General features: G+C 25.4%; 21 protein-coding genes, 2 pseudogenes and 1 other annotated feature. Of the genes and pseudogenes, 20 read left to right on the forward strand and 3 right to left on the reverse strand.

All coding sequences use genetic code 4. From position 1 onward, the window contains the following. The first annotated feature begins 64 nt into the window (after positions 1–64). On the forward strand, positions 65–868 hold the full coding sequence (locus SGLAD_RS01335) for an NAD(+)/NADH kinase (RefSeq protein ID WP_134297243.1): 804 nt from the start codon (positions 65–67) through the stop codon (positions 866–868). Continuing rightward, a complete protein-coding gene (locus SGLAD_RS01340) occupies positions 869–1,240 on the forward strand; it encodes a hypothetical protein (protein ID WP_134297244.1) in 372 nt (123 codons plus the stop codon). 21 nt (positions 1,241–1,261) lie between these two features. On the opposite strand, the gene SGLAD_RS01345 is transcribed toward SGLAD_RS01340, so the two are convergent. Next, a complete protein-coding gene (locus tag SGLAD_RS01345) occupies positions 1,262–1,564 on the reverse strand; it encodes a rhodanese-like domain-containing protein (protein WP_134297245.1) in 303 nt (100 codons plus the stop codon). Between the two features lie 220 nt (positions 1,565–1,784). Between SGLAD_RS01345 and SGLAD_RS01350 the strand changes: the two genes are divergently transcribed. Beyond that, on the forward strand, positions 1,785–3,503 hold the full coding sequence (locus tag SGLAD_RS01350) for a ribonuclease J (RefSeq protein WP_134297246.1): 1,719 nt from the start codon (positions 1,785–1,787) through the stop codon (positions 3,501–3,503). Positions 3,504–3,679: 176 nt separating this feature from the next. Here SGLAD_RS01350 and SGLAD_RS05525 read toward each other — a convergent pair. Continuing rightward, positions 3,680–4,973: pseudogene (locus SGLAD_RS05525) on the reverse strand (transposase family protein). A gap of 187 nt (positions 4,974–5,160) precedes the next feature. On the opposite strand from SGLAD_RS05525, the gene SGLAD_RS01365 reads away from it, so the two are divergent. Continuing rightward, complete coding sequence (locus SGLAD_RS01365) at positions 5,161–8,163, forward strand: DNA translocase FtsK (protein WP_134297249.1); 3,003 nt, start codon at positions 5,161–5,163, stop codon at positions 8,161–8,163. A 50-nt stretch (positions 8,164–8,213) separates the two neighbouring features. Here SGLAD_RS01365 and SGLAD_RS01370 read toward each other — a convergent pair whose 3' ends face one another. Then, positions 8,214–8,831 carry a hypothetical protein gene (locus SGLAD_RS01370; RefSeq protein WP_134297250.1) on the reverse strand — a complete coding sequence of 206 codons (618 nt, stop codon included), beginning with the start codon at positions 8,829–8,831 and terminating at the stop codon, positions 8,214–8,216. 86 nt (positions 8,832–8,917) lie between these two features. On the opposite strand from SGLAD_RS01370, the gene uvrC reads away from it, so the two are divergent. From uvrC to SGLAD_RS01450, 16 genes and pseudogenes are all read left to right on the forward strand, one after another. Further along, a complete protein-coding gene (gene uvrC / locus SGLAD_RS01375) occupies positions 8,918–10,684 on the forward strand; it encodes an excinuclease ABC subunit UvrC (protein ID WP_134297251.1) in 1,767 nt (588 codons plus the stop codon). Between the two features lie 46 nt (positions 10,685–10,730). After that, on the forward strand, positions 10,731–12,197 hold the full coding sequence (locus tag SGLAD_RS01380) for an MATE family efflux transporter (protein WP_134297252.1): 1,467 nt from the start codon (positions 10,731–10,733) through the stop codon (positions 12,195–12,197). 39 nt (positions 12,198–12,236) lie between these two features. Further along, positions 12,237–12,704: a transcription elongation factor GreA gene (gene greA / locus SGLAD_RS01385; RefSeq protein WP_134297253.1), complete on the forward strand. Its 468-nt coding sequence runs from the start codon at positions 12,237–12,239 to the stop codon at positions 12,702–12,704. 15 nt (positions 12,705–12,719) lie between these two features. Beyond that, positions 12,720–13,784: a DUF308 domain-containing protein gene (locus tag SGLAD_RS01390; RefSeq protein WP_134297254.1), complete on the forward strand. Its 1,065-nt coding sequence runs from the start codon at positions 12,720–12,722 to the stop codon at positions 13,782–13,784. A gap of 69 nt (positions 13,785–13,853) precedes the next feature. Further along, on the forward strand, positions 13,854–14,624 hold the full coding sequence (locus SGLAD_RS01395) for a MurR/RpiR family transcriptional regulator (RefSeq protein WP_134297255.1): 771 nt from the start codon (positions 13,854–13,856) through the stop codon (positions 14,622–14,624). Between the two features lie 97 nt (positions 14,625–14,721). After that, positions 14,722–16,293: a PTS sugar transporter subunit IIBC family protein gene (locus tag SGLAD_RS01400; RefSeq protein WP_134297256.1), complete on the forward strand. Its 1,572-nt coding sequence runs from the start codon at positions 14,722–14,724 to the stop codon at positions 16,291–16,293. Position 16,294: 1 nt separating this feature from the next. Continuing rightward, positions 16,295–16,723 carry a PTS mannitol transporter subunit IIA gene (locus SGLAD_RS01405; protein WP_166739150.1) on the forward strand — a complete coding sequence of 143 codons (429 nt, stop codon included), beginning with the start codon at positions 16,295–16,297 and terminating at the stop codon, positions 16,721–16,723. 3 nt (positions 16,724–16,726) lie between these two features. Next, positions 16,727–17,626 (forward strand): phosphogluconate dehydrogenase (NAD(+)-dependent, decarboxylating), encoded by a 900-nt coding sequence (gnd, locus tag SGLAD_RS01410; protein ID WP_134297258.1) that lies wholly within the window; start codon positions 16,727–16,729, stop codon positions 17,624–17,626. An 83-nt stretch (positions 17,627–17,709) separates the two neighbouring features. Next, entirely contained in the window at positions 17,710–18,321 is a 612-nt protein-coding gene (locus SGLAD_RS01415) for a LemA family protein (RefSeq protein ID WP_134297259.1), read from the forward strand. 54 nt (positions 18,322–18,375) lie between these two features. Further along, entirely contained in the window at positions 18,376–18,987 is a 612-nt protein-coding gene (locus SGLAD_RS01420; RefSeq protein ID WP_134297260.1) for a LemA family protein, read from the forward strand. A gap of 22 nt (positions 18,988–19,009) precedes the next feature. After that, a complete protein-coding gene (gene rsmI, locus SGLAD_RS01425; RefSeq protein WP_134297261.1) occupies positions 19,010–19,891 on the forward strand; it encodes a 16S rRNA (cytidine(1402)-2'-O)-methyltransferase in 882 nt (293 codons plus the stop codon). A gap of 74 nt (positions 19,892–19,965) precedes the next feature. Then, the gene (locus tag SGLAD_RS01430; protein ID WP_134297262.1) at positions 19,966–20,292 is read left to right on the forward strand and encodes a hypothetical protein; all 327 of its coding nucleotides are present in this window, start codon (positions 19,966–19,968) and stop codon (positions 20,290–20,292) included. A 130-nt stretch (positions 20,293–20,422) separates the two neighbouring features. Then, positions 20,423–20,494, forward strand: a sequence feature (ribosomal protein L21 leader region). Positions 20,495–20,501: 7 nt separating this feature from the next. Beyond that, positions 20,502–20,795 (forward strand): annotated as a pseudogene (gene rplU, locus SGLAD_RS05395) (50S ribosomal protein L21); the annotation flags it as partial. Between the two features lie 227 nt (positions 20,796–21,022). Continuing rightward, entirely contained in the window at positions 21,023–21,334 is a 312-nt protein-coding gene (locus tag SGLAD_RS01440; protein ID WP_134297264.1) for a ribosomal-processing cysteine protease Prp, read from the forward strand. A gap of 1 nt (position 21,335) precedes the next feature. Beyond that, positions 21,336–21,626, forward strand: coding sequence for a 50S ribosomal protein L27 (rpmA, locus tag SGLAD_RS01445; protein ID WP_134297265.1), 291 nt, complete (start codon positions 21,336–21,338; stop codon positions 21,624–21,626). Positions 21,627–21,706: 80 nt separating this feature from the next. Then, entirely contained in the window at positions 21,707–23,056 is a 1,350-nt protein-coding gene (locus tag SGLAD_RS01450; protein WP_134297266.1) for a Sapep family Mn(2+)-dependent dipeptidase, read from the forward strand. Positions 23,057–23,087 lie beyond the last annotated feature (31 nt).

The raw sequence follows: 23,087 nt of genomic DNA on the forward strand, positions 1-23,087 counted from the left end.
TTAAAAATGACTATCTTATTGTTTAAAAACTAATTAAAATATTGTTAAACATAAAGGAGTTAATATGCAAAAATTTACAATAGTGAGTAATGATTATGAAATTACAAAAAAATCTGTAGAAAAACTTAAATCAACTTTAATTGATAAAAAGTATATTCAAGATGACATTAATCCTGAAATTGTTTTTGTAATTGGAGGGGATGGAACTTTTTTAAAGGCGGTACACTTATATCAAAACATTTTAGAAAAAGTTAAGTTAATTCCTTTTAAATTTGGTGGAATAGGCTATTATACAAACAAAAATGAGTTAAAAAATATTGAAAAAATTCTAGAAGCGCTTGAAAAAAACTTATTGTTTGAGAATTCTTATCAACTTTTAGAAGTTATAAATGGATCAAAAACTCATTATATTATTAATGAAATTAGAATATTAAACGAAAGAAAACCTTTATATACAAAGATTTATATAAATGATGAGTATCTTGAAACTTTTCATGGAACAGGTTTAGTGATTTCTACTTCAACTGGAAGTACAGGTTATATAAAATCAGCTGGAGGAAGTGTAATTTTGCCTAAAAACGCTGGATTATTTCAAATTCAAGAATTGGTTCCTGTTAGTACAAATCGTTTTAGAACATTAAATTCTCCCATTATATTAAATGATAAGTATGTAGTTAAGTTAGAGTTTGAAACTAATCAAGATATATTGATTTGTGACACTCAAGAAAGAGAAATGAAAAGTAATTTTTTATCTATTAAAGTTAGTCATAAAAAAGTTAATATTTTAAGTCATAATAATCCAGATTTAATTAGTGAAATAAACATTTTAAGAGAAATATTTATAATCGATAAGAAAGAAGTAAAGTAAATGAACAATAATATCTTATACATTTTATTAGGAATAATTGCAGCAACTTGTATCCTTGCTTTATACATATATTTATCTTTTACAAAAAGAATAAATATAAAGTTTAAAAGACATAAACTTCAAAATGATCCAAAAGCTTTTACTTTTTGAAATATTTTAAAAGGATTAGGTGGAATCGAAAACATTACTTCTGTAGAAGAAAATAAAATATATTTGTTATCATATAGTATTATAAATACAAAATATTTAAAATCACTTGGAGTAAAAGTTATTAATAATAATGATTATGTAATCTTAGAAGTAAAAAACTTTAATATGATTAATTTTTATAAAAAATTAGAAATAGAAATTGAAAAAGATGAAATAAAATAAGTTGGTTATTTAAAAACCAACTTATTTTTTTCTATTATAAGCATAAGCTCCACCAATCAATACTTTTGCATTATAACCTTTTTGTCTCAAAAATTCAGCAGACTCACCACTACGATTACCAGCATTACATACTGTAACAATTAATCTAGATTTATCTTGACCTACAATTTTTTCATAATTTGATATTAATAAACTTATTTCATAGTTAATAGAATTTGGTACTTTTGGTAATGATTTATATTCATAATCTGTTCTAACATCAATTATTAAAATATTAGGATCATTTTCTATTAATCTAAACTCTTCAACACTTATTCCTTGCATATTATCACCAAATTTATTATACACTTGACATTATAGATAAAGATAGTATTAGATACTTCTATAAAATATTAATTTGAGTTTAAAAATAATTTAGTTATTGTGTTATTTTTCCATTTTTTATCTTATAATCAAATAGACTAAATTTGATATAAATCAAATTGAATACTTTACAAAACATTTTTAATTTAAATAATATAGTTGAATAGGAGAACAATTTTATATGGCAGATATTAAGTTTATGGCCCTTGGAGGTCAAGATGAAAGAGGAAAAAACGCCTTTATAGTAAGTGTAGACAATGATTTATTTGTATTTGATGCGGGAATAAAATTTCCTGAACGTAGTATTTTAGGAATTGATGTAATTATTCCAAGTTTTGAGTACTTAATTGCAAATGCAAAAAGAATTAAAGGAATATTTTTATCAAATCCAAGTAGTAATAATGCTGGAGCAATTAGTTATATTTTAAGAGGAATTGATGTTCCGGTTTATTGTAATGAACTTACATCAACATTATTAAAATATCGTAATTTAAAATATCGAATAAAAAATCGTGAAAACAATTTTAAAATTGTTAATGATAAAGATATTATTGAGTTTGGAAAAAACAGTGTAGAAATTTTTAGAACTACATCTAGTTTTCCTGAAACTTTTGGATTCGCCTTACATACTGAAGATGGAACAATTGTTTATGCTGGAGATTATATAATTGATGGAAATGAACAATCATGATTTTCAACTGATATGAACCATCTTTCAACAATTGCTGAAAAAAATGTTTTAGCACTACTTAGTGATTCAGAATATGCTTCAAGAATTGGATATACTGTTCCAAATCACAGAATAGACAAATATATATCTGCTCCAATGAAAGATTTTAAAAGAAGACTTGTATTAGGTTTATTTGAAGAAGATGTTTTTAAATTGTTTGAAATTATTAAACAAGCTAAAGAACAAGGAAGAAAAATGGCTATTTATGGTAAAACAATTTCAAAAATTGTAGAATCAAAAATAATTCAAGACTCATTAAAAATATCAAAACAAGACATTATTTCTTTAGAAGAATATATGAAATCAACAGATGGTATTTTAGTTTTAACTGGAGCAGGTGATTTATTATACTCACGTCTTGCAAAAATAGCTGCAGGAAACGATGAAGTAGTAGAATTTTCTGAACAAGATACAATAATTCTAGCAACACCTCCAGCTGCTGGAGTTGAAAAAAGACATGCCGAAATTTTAGATGAACTTGCTAGAACAAATGCAAATTTAATTGCTTTAAGTGATAAAAATATATGAGCAATGAGAGCAAGTTATGAAGACATTAAATTGATGACAAGAATTATGAAACCAAAAAGTTTTATACCAATTAAAGGGTTGTATAAAGAATTTTTAAGTGCAGAAAGAGCAGCTTTAGAAGCTGGAGTTAAAAAAGAAAATATTCAATTAATTAATAATGGTCAAGTTTTAAAAATTGCAAAAGATGGTAAATTAACAATTGCTTCTGAAATGATTAAAACAAGTGATGTTTATGTTGATGGAATTGGAGTTGGAGATATTGGTGCTGTTGTTTTAAACGAAAGAAAACAACTAGCAACAGATGGTGTTGTAAGTATTGGTGCAAATATTGATGAAAAAACCAAAGAATTAGCTTCATTAATTGATATTCAAATGAGAGGTGTTATTTACATTCAAGAAGATAACCCAATCTTTAAACTTATGCAAAAGCAAATTATTAATATATTAGAAAAACATAAAACTGAATTAAAAACTAATAATATTGCTTTTGATCTAAATAACATTAAAAAAGAAATAGTTTCAAAAATTAGAAGTTCAATTAAACAAGAAACCGGAAAACAACCAATTGTTTTAGTTGTAATTAATGAAATTAATATAAATAGTTTTTATGAACCAAGAAGAAACAATAATAAAAACAATTAAAAATACAAGATATAAAATATTATCTTGTATTTTTTATTATGAAGTACAGGTAAAAATATATCTTAGATATTAATATTTGTTAATTGTAAGCGATTATGTCACAATAAACAAATATTTTAATATATGCTTCTTGTATCTCTTCATTTCTTATTAAAGAAGTATCAATTACTATATTTTTATGGACTTTCCATTTTTGATGGTTTAATAGACTCTAGTTCTTCTTTTTTAATTGTATATTTATTACCGTGAAGTCTATGGTCATCTATTTCTATTAAGTTATATACATCATTACCAATTGAATAATAATATTTATTATCTTGAGTTTTCATAACCATAATTTTTGTTTTAGGTTTTAAATACAGCGGTTCATATCCTGAACAAACAAACCATTTTTTATTCTCATAATTAATACTTGAACCTTTATTGACGTTTCTTGTGGTTCTATATAAAAAAAACAATATTTGGATTTTCTGAAAATTTTCTTACAACTGATTTACAATTATCAATGGAAGTTGAATATTTTTATTATATTCTTTGATCAATGTAGGTAAATAAGCATTCAACTTTTCAATTGTTTTAATATTTTTAATTCGAATTCTTTGAGGTCATATTCTTTGAAGGGTACCAAAAGTTCTCTCAACCAAAACTTTTTCTTGTGGTATAGAGGTAGTTTTTGTTGATACTTTTAAAGAATGAAAAATAAATTGCAATTAAGAACGAGACTCTGAATACCCTTCAGAGTCTCTATTTATTTTAGAGCTAAATACATTTCGATTGTCAGTTACATTCTTAATAGGAATGCCATAATTTACAAATGTTTCTTTATAAACACGATAATAACTCTCTGTTGTTTCTTGCTCGCTAAAATGTCCTGCTAAAATTCTTTTTGTTGACTTATCAATTACAATGTGTAAATGACTTTTTACTCCCTTAATCCACTCGTGATTTGAAGCATCTGCTTCAAAAATTGCCCCAAAGTTTGTTTCTCTTTTTTGGGTTGGGTGAGGGTGTTTTAATAATGGAATTTTATTTTTAATTATAACTAATGGGTCTAAATCATTGTTTAATCGCTTTGTTCTTAATCTAATTTCTTTTTTGGTTTTTCTATGCACACTAAAAACTAACTCATTATTTTCTTTCATTATATTTCTTAATGAAGAATAGCTTATTTTATCTTTTCAACAATTTTCTCAATAATCTAACATACTAAAATCATAATATTTTAATTTATAAAGACTAATTATTTTTTCTTTAATATCATGATCTATTTTATTTCTTGGGATTTTCCCAGTGTTTTTATGAATAAAAGCTTTTGGTCCAATTTTTTTATACTCTTTTAACTTTCTATATGTGTGTCTTTTTGATCAACCAAGAGTTTCTGCGCTTGTGTTTATGTCGTGTATTTTATTAGATAAACCTTTTAAACTCTAATTTAATTTGTTTCATTATGTCTAATTCAATTCCTCTCATAATTTTGCCTCCAAGTATATTGTACTTGTGACATAATCGCTTGTTAATTTTTTGTGACATAATCGCTTGTTATCCATATATAAAAATATATCTTAAATATTAATATTATTTTTTGTTTAATAATTTATGTTAAAATCAAATAAATTATAATAAAATTAATTTATAAGGGCAAAATTAGGGTGAAATTATGGATGATTATGGGCGTAATCATAGCACTTTTGATGGCGGAAACGACAGAACACGTGCTTTAGATATTCAAAGAAAACAAAGAAGACCAGATTCAATATCATGAATTATATCTGCTTTACTATTATTTTTTCTAAATGTTATTGCTTTAGGAAGAATAACTGTAGTAGGTCAATTACTAGATGATATAGTTTTTACTTTTTTGTTTGGTTGATTTAAATATTTCTTGTATTTGTTATTTTTTATTATTGATTTTGCAATTTATTTTGGAATTAAATTTAAACCTAAAAAAAGATTTTTAGCAATGATATTTGTTACTTGAATAATGTTTTGTTGACTAATTTCTACAATTTTATTTATCGTTGCATACAATATTGATTCAACTGATTTTGTTGTACATGATATTTGAAGTAAATCAATATTTACTGATTCAATTAAATCTTATATAGAACAATGAACTGCACACTCATTTTTTGGTTCAACAAAAAACTTGCTTGTATCAAGTAAAGATAGTTATTTTACAACGTTTGCAGGTGGAGGAATGATAGGAGCATTTCTTGCAGGAATATCAAGTTATTTATCAATATATGGTGGATTAGCTTTAACTTTATTTTTATTTTTTATTAATATGATATGAATTTTTACTGGTGATCCTTTTTATTTGTTCAAATCAAAAAGTAAAAGAAAAGGTAAAAGATTAAGAATTTTATCTTTAAAAAGTAAAGAAGCCAAAAAAAATATAAATAAAATAAATAAAAAAAGTAAAATAAATAGTATTTTTAATGTAATTAATTTAGATAATGATAGAACACTTGACGAAAGAGAAATACTTGCTTCTGTTAAAGAATCTGATATGACAATCGAATTACCAAGTTATGTTAAAAATAGTGATAATTATATTTATCGAAATGTCGATAAAAACTTTTACAATGATGAATACATTCCACATTCAGAACCAGTGTATGATCCAATTTATGATATTGAGTTTGAAAATGATTATATAAATAATCAATCAAAAGGATATTTGCCAGTTCAAGAACAACAATTTTATTATAATCAACCTAATACAATGCAAAATCAAAACATGTTAAACCTAAGAAATGAATTTGATAATAATATGTACAATAACAATTACATAAATAATAATCAACCTTTTGACATTAATAGTGAAAATGTAATATTACCAAAAAGAAAAAATTCTTTTTTAAATGAGGTTAAAGTTGATAATCCAATTCAAGAAGCGAGAGAAGATAATCGAAAAGAATTAGAAAAACAAACTAGTATAACTCCTCACGGTTTTAACGGAAGAACTCAAGAATTTTTAAGCTTAAAAAATAACTTAGATCAAAACAGTGATGAAAAACATGTTCAAAGTACACTTGATCAATTTTTAATTAACAAAAATGAGGCATTAAATAAAAATATTATCAAAAAAGATAATGATAATTATATTTCTCCAATGGAAAGTATTGCAAGAGCCACTTTTTTAGAAGATGCTACTTATTCAAGACATAATGATTTTTCAAACACAATTGAATTAAATAGCAATAAGGCAATTGAAAAAAATCAATATGTAAATACAAACTATCAGTTACCATCAATCGATCTTCTAAATGAAGATTTAAGTGGACCCCAACAATACGAAAAATTAAACAGACAAGCAGAATTAAAAGAACAAGCTATTAATAATACCTTTAAACAATTTGGAGTAGATGCAAAAGTCGTAAACAAAAACGTTGGACCTAGTGTTACTAAGTTTGAAGTTCAATCTGGTTTAAAAACAAAAGTAAATAGTATAACTAGTTTAGAAAATGACTTAAAATTATGTCTTGCAAGTCAAAATATAAGAATGGAAGCACCAATTCACGGAAAAGCATTAGTTGGAATCGAAGCTCCTAATGACAGTTTAGTTTCTGTTCCATTAAGAAGTGTTATAGAAAATGTACCTTTAACTAAAATGAATTCAAAATTATTATTCGCAATTGGAAAAACTGTTTCTGGTGAATTACTTTTTGGAGAGTTAGATAAAGCGCCACACTTACTGGTTGCTGGTTCAACTGGTTCAGGTAAATCTGTTATGATAAATGGAATTATTACATCAATTTTATTAAGAGCAAAACCTCATGAAGTAAAATTTTTAATGATAGATCCAAAAAAAGTAGAATTATCAATTTATTCATCAATTCCTCACTTACTAGCACCCGTTATAAGTGATATGAGCCTTGCAAATAATGCTTTAAAAAAAGTTATTAACGAAATGGAAAGAAGATATGCATTAATGCAGTCAACTTCAACTAAAAATATTGAAGGATATAATGCATTGATTAAAGATCCAACTAAAAAACTGCCATTTTATGTAGTTATAATTGATGAATTAGCAGATTTAATGATGACAGCTAATAGAAAAGAAGTAGAAGATTCAATAAAAAGAATTACTCAAATGGCAAGAGCTGCAGGAATTCATTTAATAGTAGCAACTCAAAGACCTTCAACCGATGTATTAACAGGTGTTATTAAATCAAATATTGTAACAAGAATAAGTTTTGCTGTTGCTAGTTCAATAGATTCAAGAACTATTTTAGATTCAACTGGTGCTGAAAAATTAATTGGAAAAGGAGATTTATTATATCATCCTCCAAACGCTAATGTTTTAACAAGAGCACAGGGTTCGTTTATAAGTGACGAAGAAATTATGAAATTAGTTGATTTTTGTTCGAGTCAACAAAAACAAATCTTTGAAGAAGAATTTATTAGAGTTGAAAATGATACTATAGATGGAAATTATAGTTCTGGTCAAAAAGATTCTTTATTTGAAGAAATTAAAAACTATGTAATTCAAGAAAAAAAAGCATCTACGAGTTTAATTCAAAGAAAATTTTCAATCGGTTATAACCGAGCTGCTAAAATTATTGATGAACTTGAAGAAAGTGGAATAATAGGACCTGCTAATGGTTCAAAACCAAGAGAAGTTTTTGTAAAAAACGAAGAGTTTTTTAGTTATTAGTTATTCTAAATCATAAATAAAAATCACTTACTTTATAAAGTAAGTGATTTTTATTTCAAAATATTTATTTTTATAGATTCGTTACAATAAAAAGGATTATTGAAACCTTTGTTTAGATTAACTCAAAAACACATATTTTTTTTATCAACTTTTTCAATTTTTAAAGCTTCTATATGATCGGTAATTGCATTTAATTCTGCAATTGAATTTAACAAACTACTTTCTGTGGGACCAAATAATGTAAATTTTATATTTTCTAATTCTTTTTTTGTTAAAATTTCATTTAAATCTTTTCTTAAAAAAGTTTTAACAATAGCACTTCCAGTTAGAGTAACTTTTTTTAAACTATTTTCTTTTCCGTGTATAACATTTATTTTAATTGCTTTAATTTCATTTTCTAAATTGATATGTTTAATTTCTAAACTTTCATCACTAAAGTATTCAAACTCAAACATCTCAATCAAATCATTTATATCAACAGATACAAAAGCAATTTTTTTAACTCTTCTTATAATATGTTCTGTATAACTTTTTAACACCTCAAATACTAAATTTTGATCTTTGATTTCATTTGGTAATACTGCTAAATAACCTTTTAAAATTGTTTTATTAAATAACTTATAAGCACCTTTTTTATTTATAAATTCTTCTAAACTTTTTAAATCCATTCTTACACCTTCTCTGATTAATATATTATATAATTGATAAAGATAAATATTGTTTTAAATTAAGAATATTATTTTAAGGAGAATATATGAGTGTTGAAAACCAATTAAAGACATTACCTGAAAAACCTGGTTGTTATATGTATTTTAATAAAAATAATAAAGTTATATATGTTGGTAAAGCTAAAAATTTAAAAAAAAGAGTTAGCTCATATTTTAATAAAGCTCATGATGTAAAAACAACAAAATTAGTTAGAGACATTGTTAAACTTGAAACAATAATTACGTTGAATGAAAAAGAATCACTTTTATTAGAACAAAACTTAATAAAAAAATATAAACCAAGATATAATATTGTTTTAAATGATGATAAAAATTATCCTTACATCGCTATAACAAATGAAAAAGATCCAGAATATATTTATATAAGAAACTATAATTCTAAAAATAAAGAATCTTTTGGTCCTTTTCCTGATGGTAGTAGTGCTAGAAAAATATTAAGAACACTTGAAAGGATTTATCCTTTAAGAAGGTGTAAAGGAAACATTGGACATCCTTGTACATATTTTCATATAGAACAATGTAGTGGCGCTTGTTTTCAAGAAGTTGAAAAAAGTTTTTATGATAAACAAATAAAAAAAATTAAGGATTTTTTTGATGGCAAATCTAATGATGTTCAAGAAATTTTAGAAAATAAAATGTATCAAGCAGCTGAAAATTTACAATTTGAAGAAGCGCAGAGAATTAAAGAGATAATAGAACACTTAAAATTTACAACAGAAAAACAAGATGTTGATTTAAGCGATAATATCAACAGAGATGTATTTAATTATTTTGAATTTGAAAATTATATTTGTTTTACAGTTTTATTTTATAGAAGTGGGAAATTATCTTTAAAAAATAATGAAGTTATAAAAAATGAAGGCCAAGATATAAATGATTTGTTTAAAAGTTATATATTACAAATCTATTCAAAAAATTTAGTACCTAATTTTTTAGGTGTGCCAAAAACAATTAATGTTGATGATTTAAAATTATTTTTTCAAAAAACAATTTTAAATGAAGAAGATTTTACAACAAATCGTCTTTTAGATTTAGCAAAAGAAAATGCTAGGGAATATTTATTTCAAAAACTTCATTATTCAGATCAAAATTCAATTACCAAAGAAGAAGTACTTCAAAAATTACAAAGTTTAATTAAACTTGATAAGTTTCCTTATCATATTGAAATGTATGATGTTGCAAATATGTTAAATGAATATGTAACAGGAGCTATGATTGTATTTAAAAATGGAGTAGTTAGTAAAAATGACTTTAGAAAATATAATATTGAAATTGAAGAAAAAGGTGATTTTAATAGAATGGAAGAAATGTTGTATAGAAGATATAAAAAAGATTTAGAATTTCCAGAAAAATGAGCTGATTTAATTATTATGGATGGAGGGATTATTCAAGTTCATGCTGCAAAAAAAGCTTTAGCAAAATTAAGTATTGATATTCCAATTATAGGTTTAGTTAAAAATGATAAACACAAAACAGAATATATTTTAGATACAAATGAAAATAAATTAGATATTGAAAAAAATTTTGAGGTTTTTAAACTATTAGAAAACTTTCAGTTAAGAGTTCATAATTATGCAATTAGTGGTTTTAGAAAAAGACAGTCTAAAGGAATTTTAAAAGAAGAAATCTTGTCTTCTGTAAAAGGGATGGGAGAAATTAAAGTTAAAAATATGTATGAAAAGTTTAAATCAATTGAAAATATGAAAAAATTAAGTATTAAAGAAATTGATGAAGTTGTTAAAAATAAAACAACTTCTCAAGAATTATTTGAGTTTTTAAAAAGTGTAAAATAATTTTTTGAAAAGAGTATAATAATTTTTATTAAAAGAAAGAAAAATTATGAAAGAGAAAAATATAGCGAAAAAAAATCAAAAGTTTGTTATTGAACCTTTTGATAAATTAAAAACACCAGTTTACAAAATAGCTAATCCTAAAGAAATTTTTGGTATGGCTATACCAATATTTATTCAACTTTTATTTACAATTTTAATATCACAAATTAATTTAATAGCAATTAATAATTATATGGGAGGAGCTTATGCAGAAGGAACTTCAAAAGCTATTTTAGCCTATAACACTTTACAATTTGTTCCAAGTTTAATTGCTACTGGTACAATTATTGTTTCAGGAAACTTAATTGGTCAAGGAAGAAAACAAGAAGTTTCAAGAGTAATTGTTACAGGACTTTTTGTTAATTTAGCAATAATGATACCAATTTTTATATTTGTAACAATACTTAGCGATACAATTGTTGGGTGGGTTGGTGCATCAAGTTCAGAACCAATTTTAAGTCTTGATGATAAAAGTGTTTTAGAATCAACAGAATTAAAGTATGTTTCAGATTATTATCGTTATTCAAATATAAATTTATTAATGATGTCTGTTTATCAAGTTTTTGTTTCTGGTTTGCAAGCGTTTAAAAAAAGTAAAGTTGTAACAATAGGGACTATGCTTGCAAACATTATTGATCTTTGTTTAATCTCAATAATGTTATACGCAACAAAAGTTGATCCTGTTTATAGTGCATTTGTTCTTCCTATAACAGGTCTATTTCAAATTATATTTATGATGATAATGTGTTTAAAATTTATCGATTTTAAAGTTAACAAGAAAAAACAATTTAGTTTATCTTATGCAAAAGAAACTTTAAAAACTGGACTACCAATTACTATTGAAATGGGTGTTTGAAACATTTGTAATTTTGGAACCTCAGTAGTAATTGGTCAACTTCACGAAGGAACGGGAAATCATTGAATTATTTTACATAGAAATGCAAATAGTATTGGTCAATACTCTTCTGCATTTATTCAAGCAATTGGAACTGTTACAGCAGTATTTGTTTCAAGAAAAATTGGAGAAAAAGACAAACAAGGTGCTTATGAAATTGCTTTAGAATGTTGAAAAGCAGCAATTTTTGTAACAATTATTTCTAATTTAATAATGATAGCAATAAGCTATCCGTTATTATTAATTTTAAACTCCAAAGATACTGCCATTCCATGAGGAGTTTCGTTACTAACTATTTTTGCCATAAAAATTCTTTTTGATACTGTAAATATGACTTTATTAAGGGCTTTATGAAGTGTTGGAGACTTATGATATCCAATATTAGTATCGTTTATAACTATGGGTTTAGGAATGGTTGCTCTACCCTTCATATTTGTAAAAGGTTTTAAAATAACAGAAGGTCTTGGAATTTTATGTGTTTATGGTGGAGTTATTGTCGACCCATTGCTTAGATCTATTATTTATGTTCATAGATGATTAAAAGGAAAGTGACAAAAATATATTCATATAGTAGAATAAAAATGTATAATTAATTGGAAATATAAAGGGGAACAAACTATGGATAAAGAAATAATGTTAACTGAAGAAGGTCTTGAAGAAGTAAAACAAGAACTTGATCATTTAATAAATAATGTAAGACCTGAGGTTATTGCTGAATTAGTTGAAGCTCGTGCTCAAGGTGACTTGTCAGAAAATGCTGATTATGATGCAGCAAGAAACAGACAAGCAGAAGTAGAAGCAAGAATTAAAGAACTTGAAACAATGATTTCAAGAGCAAAAATTATTACAAGTGATAAAAAAACATCAGAAGTAAAAATTGGAAATACTGTTGTGTTTAAAAATGTTAAAACTAATAAAGAAATGGAAATTAAAATAGTTGGTGCTATAGAAGCAGATCCGTTTGAAGGGAAAGTTTCAAACGAATCACCTTTAGCTAAAGCAATATTAGGAAGAAAAGTAAAAGATATTATGGAAGTTAGGGAATTGAAAGAACCTTATAAAATAGAAATTTTATCTATTAAATAATTTAGAGGTATGAATATGAATGTGGATGGTAAGGAATTTTTAGTAAATAAAACCAATGATATTGTTGATAATAATCCTAAACTTATTTCGATAATTAAAGAAATAAGTAAATATAAAAAATACGCTTTGATTTCTCTTGTTATAGGATTATTTTTTGTCATTTTAGGACCGGTTGCAGCTGTCTATTTTTATTCGACATGACAAGTGTCTAAAAGTTTTCTTTGATTATTGCTTATTGTATTTGCGATTATTATTGTTGTTTTAGGAGTCTGTGCTTTAGCTATATATATGAGTTTTAATAGAAAAGCAAAAAATCAAAAATTAGATCAAGCTGTAACTGATATTTTGTATGAGAATAAATCAATACAAAGTGTTTATGGAGAGTTTTATTACAAATTTATTGATGATGAAAAAACCGATAATTTTGAAATAAAAATTGTTAGAAGAATTCCTAAAGTTGAAGTTTATGAGAGTAGTTATAAAAATTGATTATCTAAAAGAGTTTTAGCTATCAATAACAATACACAAAATTCTTTTCATTTTACTTACAAAGATAAGAAAGTAAGTTTTTTTATTAAAAATCCTAAAAAATTTATTGAATATTATTATTCAACAGATTCAAAAGGAAATACAACTCGTCACGAAAAAATAAATTTTATTTCAAATGCAGCTGTTTTTATGGAAAATACAAAATTTGATGAAAGTTACAATGGATTAAGAGTTGTTCAAGAAAAAGATCCAAAAAAAGGTTTATTTCAAACCGACTCAATTGAATTTAATAAAAGATTTTACATTAATGCAAACGATAACGATTTAAGAGCGGCTAAATTTTTATCTCCAAGGTTGATAGAAAAACTTTCTTCTATTGAAGTACAAAATATTTATTCGGTTGGTATTGAAAATGAAATTTATGCTGATTGATTTCAAGTTAAAAAAAATAGTTATGTTCATGACGTTTGTGCTTTTGACACACACTCAGTTTATAGTATTGCATCATTTAAAAAAATGTTAATTGATAAAATTACACAAGATTTTTACTTATTTGAACATTTATTTAATTGTGTTAGAGCAGTTTACTAAACTTTTTTGTTATAAAACAAAAAAGTTTTTTATTTAAACTAATTTATAATAATAGCAGTGAGGTTAACTATGAACAGTCAAAACCTAATATCAAAAATCAAAAAAATTACAAATAATAATGATGGAACAATAAGATTTATAATCGCTAAATATTTAATAGAAAATCTTGAAATGGTTAACTCTATAAATATTACACAACTTTCAAAAGAATGTAATTGTAGTAAATCAAGTATTGTAAAATTTTGTAAAGAATTAAACCTAACAGGACTTAAAGAACTTATAAGAGTAATTACTTGGGAGTATGAAATATATAAAACTTTTGAAATTAATAAGCAAGAGGTTTTAAAAAATGATTATTCTTACTTTGAACTTATTATAAATAATTTAGAATTTTTAAAAAGTAAAATAAACACCTTTAAAGATGTTGCTAATAAAATAAAAAATACAAAAGGAAAAATATTTTTGTTTGGTAAAGGACCAAATATTCATATTGCTGAAATTTTTAATAATTATTTATTAAAAATTGGCTATAGCTCAATGTCATCAACAGATTTTGATGTACAAGTTTGATTAGCCAAAACCGTTAAAGAAAATGATCTTTGTTTTATTTTTACATATTCTGGTCTAACTCAAGAAATATCAGATATTTTTGACATAATAAAAGCTAATAAAGCAATAACTATTGTTTTAACAGCAAATTCAAATAGTCAAATTTATAATCAAAGTGACTATAAATTTTTAATTAGAAACAATGAAGAAATTTTTAAAAGTCAAAGGAGTTCTTTAATAACTTTTAATTTTATTATTATGCAAATTTTAAATTTATTAAATTTAAACTAGTAAATTAGTTTACTAATCAATAAACCTTTTCAAGCTTTAAGATAAAAATATGGGCATAAACTTTATTCTTTATAATTTATTTAAAGGAGAAAGTTGAATGTCAAAAGAAGCAAATTTTGTTACTAAAAAAGATGTAAGTACTGATAATGATAAAAATGCAAAACAATTTAGAGTTAAATTAAAAAAAGTAATTCAAAAAGCAGGAAGTTTTATGGCTGGAATGGTTATGCCAACAGTAAGTTTACTAATAGCATGAGGCATACTTGCAGCTGCTTTTTTAGGAAAAATGGAAAATGGTGTTTGAGTAAAAACGGGTTGATTTAATTCTCAAGCGGTTGGAGAATTTATTGGTCCTACAATGAAATATTTAATTCCTGTATTAATTGGTTATACAGCAGGAAACATGATTTATAAAGTAAGAGGCGCAATGTTAAGTGCTTTTGTCACATTTGCTTTAATAATTGGAAGTGATTGATTATACAATGGGATTATGAGCGAATGACCTGTTGGAGATGAAATTGCAAGTAAAGTTGGAGCACCAAATCAAATAATAGGAGCTATGATAGTGGCGCCATTGTCTGCTTATTTATATAAAAAATTAGAAATTTTATATATTGATAGAGTAAAACCTGGATATGAAATGCTTGTAAGAAACTTTAGTTTAGCTTTATGAGCGATAGTATTTTCAATGGGGGCATACTTTAGCTGAGGATTTGGAATTTATGGACTTAGTTATGTAATGACAAAGATAATATCATTATTTACAAAACTACCTTGATTATTTCCTTTTATGTCAATTGTAACAGAACCTTTAAGAGCGGTATTTCTAAATAATGCTTTAAACTATGGAGTTATGATTCCGTTAGGTTTAGAGCAAGTTAAAACAAGTACATTTTCAGGATTTTTTATGGTTGGAGGAAATCCAGGTCCAGGGTTTGGATTATTAATTGCATTTACTACTTGAAGAAAAAAACAAAGAGCAGCTGCTGGAGGAAGTAGTATTATTCAATTGATTGGAGGTATACATGAAGTTCATTATGTCTACATTCTTGCAGAACCAATAATGATTTTATCAACAATTTCTGGTGCATTCGCTTCATTAGCAATTGTTGCGTTATTTAATGGAGGAGCAATAGCGCCAATTTCACCAGGTAGTTTAATTTCTGTTATATCAATGTCTGGATCGGGTATGCGTATATTAATTAATATTTGTGCGGTTTTTGCTGGAGCATTAGTTTCATTTGGGGTTGCAAGCTTTATAATGATTTTTAAAAGAAAAAAACATTCAGAAGTACAAGAAATTGTTGTAACTGATGAAGGTATTGATTTTAATGAACAAGTAAAAAAAGATACAAAAGAATTTAACTTTAAAAATGCAAAATTATTGATGGTAGCTTGTGATGCTGGAGTTGGGTCTAGTGCTATGGCAGCAGGAATTTTAAAAAAATGAGTAACTAAAAATAATGTTAATATTGAAGTAAAAAATTGTGCTGTAAAAGATTTAACAACTGATGTAGATATTGTTGTTACTATGATAAATTTTAAAGAAGTTGCTATGGAAAGATCGCCAAATGCCTACATATATACTGTTAAACAATATTTAGGTAAAAATATATTTGATGATTTACAAACTAAATTATTAGAAGCTAAAGAAAAAAAGGATGAGTAAAATGAAATTAAAAGAAGAAAATATATTTTTAAACATTGATTTAAAAAACAAAGAAGAAGTTTTTGAGTTTTTAGAAGAAAAATTAATAAGCTTAAATCTAGGAAATAAAGAATTTATTGAATCGATGAAATCAAGAGATAAAAAAGCAAGTGTTGCTTTGGGAAATTATCTAGCTTTGCCACATTGCGAGTATGAATTTTCTAAAAAGATTAAAAAAAGTAATTTAATTATTATTAAACTAAAAGAAAAACTAATATGAGATGGTAGTGAAATACTATTTGTAATCTGTTTAATATCAAGTAATGATGAACAGATGGATATATTAGCAAATATTGGAATTAGTTTTTCAGATGATGATGAAGTATTGAATTTATTTAATACCGTTAAAGATGCTAAACAAATAATTGAATTTATCGAAGAGGAGGATTAAAAAATGAGTAGTATTGGAGTAATAGGTTTAGGAAAAATGGGTTTAGGATTATTACAAAATTTAAATAGAAATAATCATAAAGCTATCGGATTTGACAATAACAAAAAAACTTTAGAACAAGTTAGTAATATGAATTTAGAAGTTGTAGATTCTTTAAAAGAACTAGTTCAAAAATTACAAAAACCAAGAGTGGTAATTTCAATTATTACTGCAGGTAAGCCTACGAGTGATGTTTTTAACGAAGTAGTTGATTTACTAGAACCAGGAGATTTCTTTGTTGATGCTGCAAACTCTTTTTATAAAGATTCAATAGCAAAATACCAAGTAGCAAAAACAAAAAACATTAATTTTATTGATGCTGGAGTAAGTGGTGGCCCAAAAGGGGCTTTAAACGGTGCTTGTATAATGGCTGGAGGTGATAAAGTTGAAGTCAATTACTTAAAAAGTATGTTTACAGATATATGTGTAGAAAATGGTTTTTTACACACTGGAGATGTGGGAAGTGGGCATTTTGCAAAAATGGTTCACAATGGAATTGAATATGGAATGATGCAAGCGATTGCTGAAGGGTATAATGTATTAGAAAATTCTCAATTTAATTATAATTATAGTGAAATCTCAAAATTGTGAAATAATGGTAGTGTTATTAGAAGCTGATTAGTTGAATTAATGATTGATGTTTTTAGCGAAGATCCTAAACTAGATAATTTTACAGATATAATGAATATGAATGGTGAAGGACTTTGAACTTTAAATGAAGCATTGCAACAAGGAACTCCAGCCCCGGTAATTGCTTTATCTGTTATGATGCGTCAAGCCAGTTTAATTGATAATAGTTTTTCTGGTAAAGTAGTTTCTGCACTACGTAATAAATTCGGTGGACATGAAGTTTCTAAAAAATAATTTTTTGAGTAATCAATAATATTATTGATTATTTTTTTGACTTCTATTATAAAATACTTGTATAAGAAAGATGGGTGAAAAATATGATAACACCAAATATTGAAAATAACATCAATGCTAATGCAAATAAAAAACCACAAAGAAATGCTTTTGGAACATTTATTTGATACGCATCATTTATACTTTTATTACCTGTATTTTTACATATAGGTAACATCAACTCTTTAAGAAGAATAAATGTTAAAGTTAGTGAAGCTGAATCAGGAATTGATGTTCAACTAAAAAGAAGAAGAGATACATTATTAAAACTAATCGATGCAGTTAAAGGAAGTATTAAGTTTGAAAAAGAAGCATTAACAACAGTTACTGCAATGAGAACAGGTATGGGAATTGAAGGTATGATAAAAAGTCAAAAAGCAATGGATACTCTTCAAAAAGGCATAAATATCCAAATGGAAAATTATCCCGACTTAAAATCAACTCAAAGTATAAGAGAATTAATGAGTGCAGCAGCTGATATTGAAGAAGATATTGCAGCACAAAGAAGAATTTATAATCAAAATGTGGGGACTTTTAATCAAGAAATTCAAGTTTATCCAAAAAATCAAGCAGCTGCTGCTTTGAAATATGTAAGTAAGTACTTTTTTGAAATTACAGAAGCTGAAAGAGAAGATGTAGTTATTAATTTTGAATAAAATTAATAACTTTTTTTATTTAGAATATAATATTTGAAAGAAAGAACGATTATAATGATAGCGCAAGATCAAGAACTAAATAATATAAATAATAATGCAAATCAACCAATTAAAGCTAGTTTTATAGGAATGGTTTTTTGAGTATTTTTATGATTTTTAATAATTCCATTAATTGTACACATTGCTTTATTGAATAAAATAAAAAAAGCAAAAGTAAAAACTCAAGAACAAGAAGCTAATATTGATGTATATTTAAAACAACGAAGAGATTTACTTTTAAAATTAATAGAATCAGTTAAAGGAAGTATTAAATTTGAAAAAGAAATTTTAAATACTCTTACTGCAATGAGAACAGGTCAAGGACTTGATCAAATGCAAAAAAAAGCAACTATTTTAAATAGTATAAGTGAAAATATAAAAGTGCAAATTGAAAACTATCCTAATTTAAAATCTACAAGTGCAATTAAGGATTTTATTATAGCAATCGAATCATTAGAAATGGAAATATCTAATGCAAGAGATAATTATAATCAAGCAGTGAGTGAGTATAATCAAATATTATCTAGCTATCCATCAAATGTTGTTGCTAAATTTAATAAAGAAAAATATAGATCATTTTTTGAAGTAGCAGATTGAGATAGAGATGATATAGAAATTAATTTATAATACTATTATTAGGAGAAAAATTTTGAAAATACAAAAAACATTTAAAGACAATTTTCCAATCATTTATATAGTAGGAACTCCTATTGGTAATATAAATGATTTTTCTTTTCGAGCAATAGATATTTTAAATAAAGTTGAAGTAATTTATTGTGAAGATACAAGAACTAGTCATGTTTTATTAAAAAACTATCAAATTCAAAATAATTTATCTTCTCTTCACAAATACAATGAAGTTTTTAAAAGTCAACAAATTGAAAATGATCTAATTAATAATAAAAGCATAGCAATTATAAGTGATGCTGGAGTTCCTTGTATTTCTGACCCTGGTTCAAAACTTTTAAACTCACTTTTAGAAAAAGAAATAAATTTTTCAATATCAGCAATTAACTGTGGTCCTGCTTACATACATGCCTTGGTAATGTCTGGTTTTGAAACTAAAAAAAACATCTTTATAGGATTTTTAGATAAAAGAATTGAAAATATTAAAGCAGAAATAGAAACTATATTTACAAATAATAAAGACACTGTTATATGCTTTTATGAATCAGTACACAGAATAGTAAATACAATAAATGTTTTAAAAAACATACTAGATAAAAATACAAAAATAGTAATAATTAGAGAAATAAGTAAAATTAACGAAGAGATAATTAGAGGAAATATTGAAGAAATATTTTTTTACATAAATAGCAAAGATTTTGTTCAAAAAGGGGAGTTTGTAGTTGTTATTGATAAAAATAGTTTTAAAAAAGCTGAAAAATTAAATTCAAATGAATTGGTTACAAAAGTTAAAGAATTAATTAATGAAGGGATTTCAAAAAAAGAGGCTATTAAAATTATTGCAAAAAATCAAGGAGTAAATAAGACAGATTTATACTCAATAATTCATAAAAAAAATAAATAATTGTTAAATAATTGTTAAATAATTGTTAAATATTTGTTTAATCTATCGATTTAATTATTGGGAGGATATGCCATATGAGAGAATTAACAGAAGCCGAAAAACATGAAATAATAGGAGGTGCGGGAGTAACTGGAGCTTTATTTACAGGGATTTCAAGTATTATAAAAGGTATTGGAAGTTTTATTTCAGATTTAGTAAACACAGGAGTTACTGCTGGATTAGCATATAAATTTGCAGATAAAGCAAATGAATTTGAATATAAAAACGGAAGTAGCTCTTTTAAGTTTAGCAATAAAGCATCTGTCACTGCTCAAAACGAGTTAGATAAAAAAGTGGCAGATGCTAAAGCTAAAGCTCAACAAGCAGCGCTACCTGTAGCGCCAACTGTCTCTTTTTACTAAAAAACATTTAAAATACAAAGTCTAGGTTTTGTATTTTTTAATAATATTTTTTAAATTTATCTGTCTTATTTTTAAATAAAATTAAATATTATTGATTTTTACTTATTAATTAGTATAAAATTATCTAGGTTGCTAGTTTCAACCGCTCTTTTGTATGTTATAAGAAGCTTAGCTCACATACAAGGCGAGTCTAGACTGGAGGAATTTAAATGTTCGCAATTATAAAAACAGGTGGAAAACAATTAACTGTTAAACCAGGAGATGAAATTTATATCGAAAAAATAAATATCGAAGAAGGAAATACTGTAACTTTTGATCAAGTACTTGCTACAGAATCAAAAATTGGTACTCCTTTAGTTGATGGTGTTGTTGTTGTAGGAACTGTTGTTAAACAAGGAAAAGAAAAAAAACTACGTGTAGTTAGATATCATCCTAAGAAAAATGTTAACAAAGTTTATGGGCACAGACAACCTTTTACAAAGGTTAAAATCGATAGTATTTCAGAAAATGGCGTAGTTTCAAAACCAGCTGCACCAAAAGCTACAACTGATAAACCAGCTGCAACAAAAAAACCAGCTGCACCAAAAGCTACAACTGATAAACCAGCTGCAACAAAAAAACCAGCTGCACCAAAAGCTACAACTGATAAACCAGCTGCACCAAAAAAACCAGCTGCACCAAAAGCTACAACTGATAAACCAGCTTCAACAAAAAAACCTGAGGATAAATAGTGATAGTAGCTAAATTTGACATTAAAGAAGACTTAATAAAAGAAGTGAAAGTTTATGGCCATTCTAATTCAAATGAATATGGTAAAGACTTGGTTTGTGCTGGAGTTACTGCTATTATGTCTGGGACATTAAATGGTTTAGATCAAATCTATAAAAATAATGTAAATTTAATTGTTGAAGAAAATGAAATAAAAATAATTGTTCTTAAAAATACAAACGATTTACAAAAAATATTAAGATTTTTATTAATTCAATTAGAAACTATATCAATACAATATCCAAATAATTTTAAAATAGAGGGGGTGCTTTAAAATGCGTTTTTTATTAGGTTTACAATATTTTGCTTCTAAAAAAGGGGTAGGTTCAACTAAAAATGGTAGAGATTCAGAATCAAAACGTTTAGGAGCTAAAAAAGCTGATGGACAATTTGCTAATGCAGGATCAATTATTTTTAGACAAAGAGGAACAAAAATACATCCAGGAACAAATGTCGGACGTGGTGGAGATGACACTCTATTCGCTTTAGTTTCAGGAATCGTAAAATTTGAAAGATTTGGAAAAAATAGAACAAGAGCAATAGTTGTTCCACAACAAAGTAAATAATCATTAAACTTCTTTTAGAAGTTTTTTTTATTTTTAATTTAATAAGTTTTATAATTTAAACAAAGTAAAAGGAGAATATTATGAAAGTTAATATAGATGATTTATTAAATAATTATTTTACACACGCACTAGAACATACGAAAAATATAATTGCTATTCCAAGTTATAGACGAAACACTGAAAAAGGTAGTGAATTGCACAATGACACAAAAGAAGTTTTAAAATATTGTATTAATCTGTGTAAAGACTGAGGTATGAAAACTTTTATATCAAAAGATTTTAAATATGGATATGCAGATTTTGGGAATAAAGATAAATTATTTGGAATTTTGTGTCACTTAGATGTAGTTCCTCCAGGAAATTTAAGTGAGTGAAACAATCCACCATTTGAACCAATAATTAAAGATGGAAAATTATATGGAAGAGGATCTTTTGATGATAAAGGTCCAACAATGATGAATTTATTCGCATTAAAGTATTTAATTGATAATAATTTTAATCCAGATTACACAATAAGATTTATTTTTGGAACTAGTGAAGAAACAACTTGAGAATGTATGGAATCATATGTAGAAAATGAAAAACTATGTGATTTAGGCTATGTTCCTGACGGGCATTTTCCAGTAGTTTATGCAGAGAAATGAATTAGTGATGTTGATTTATATGGAGATTATAAATGCAACTTTGAAATTAAAGGTGGACAAGTTTATAATGCTGTTAATGACTTAGTCTACTATAAAGGTCCTAATATAGAAAAAATAAAACTAGAACTTGAAAAAATTAATGTAAATAGTTACATTGAAAACGATAAATTATTTGTTAAGGGTAAATCAGCACACGGAAGTTTACCATTTAAAGGTGTATCTGCAAGTAACTCTTTATTGTATGTTTTAGATTTACTTGATTTCAAACATCCAATAATTCAATTTGTTGCTAAAAATATATATTTTGACTATCAAATGAAAAATATTTTTGGTGACTTAAGTGATGAAACTGGTGAATTAACTTCATGTAATGGAATTATTGATATAAATAATAAAAATTTCAAATATTGTTTAAATTTAAGAGTCCCATGTACAAGAGATTTGAATAGAGATATTAATCAAAAATTAGATATTTTTTTAAAACCAATTAATATAAATTATAAAGTTATTAAAACTGAAGACAGAGTGTTTTTCTCTCAAAATAGTGAGTTAGTTATAAAAATAATGGATGTTTATAAAGAAGTTACTGGCGATTTCAACGCTAAACCAATAGCAATTGGAGGAGGAACATTTGCCAAATCAATGCCAAACATAATTGCATTTGGAGCAGAATTTGATTTAAATGATTCAACAATGCATGCAGATAACGAATATGTAAAAATTGATGATTTAAAAAAAATGATTGAAATTTATACAAAATCAATAATAAAATTAACAAAAATTTAACTCATATTTTTTGTGATATATTTATAAATGA

The organism is Spiroplasma gladiatoris, assembly GCF_004379335.1.
GTDB lineage: Bacteria > Bacillota_I > Bacilli_A > Mycoplasmatales > Mycoplasmataceae > Spiroplasma_A > Spiroplasma_A gladiatoris.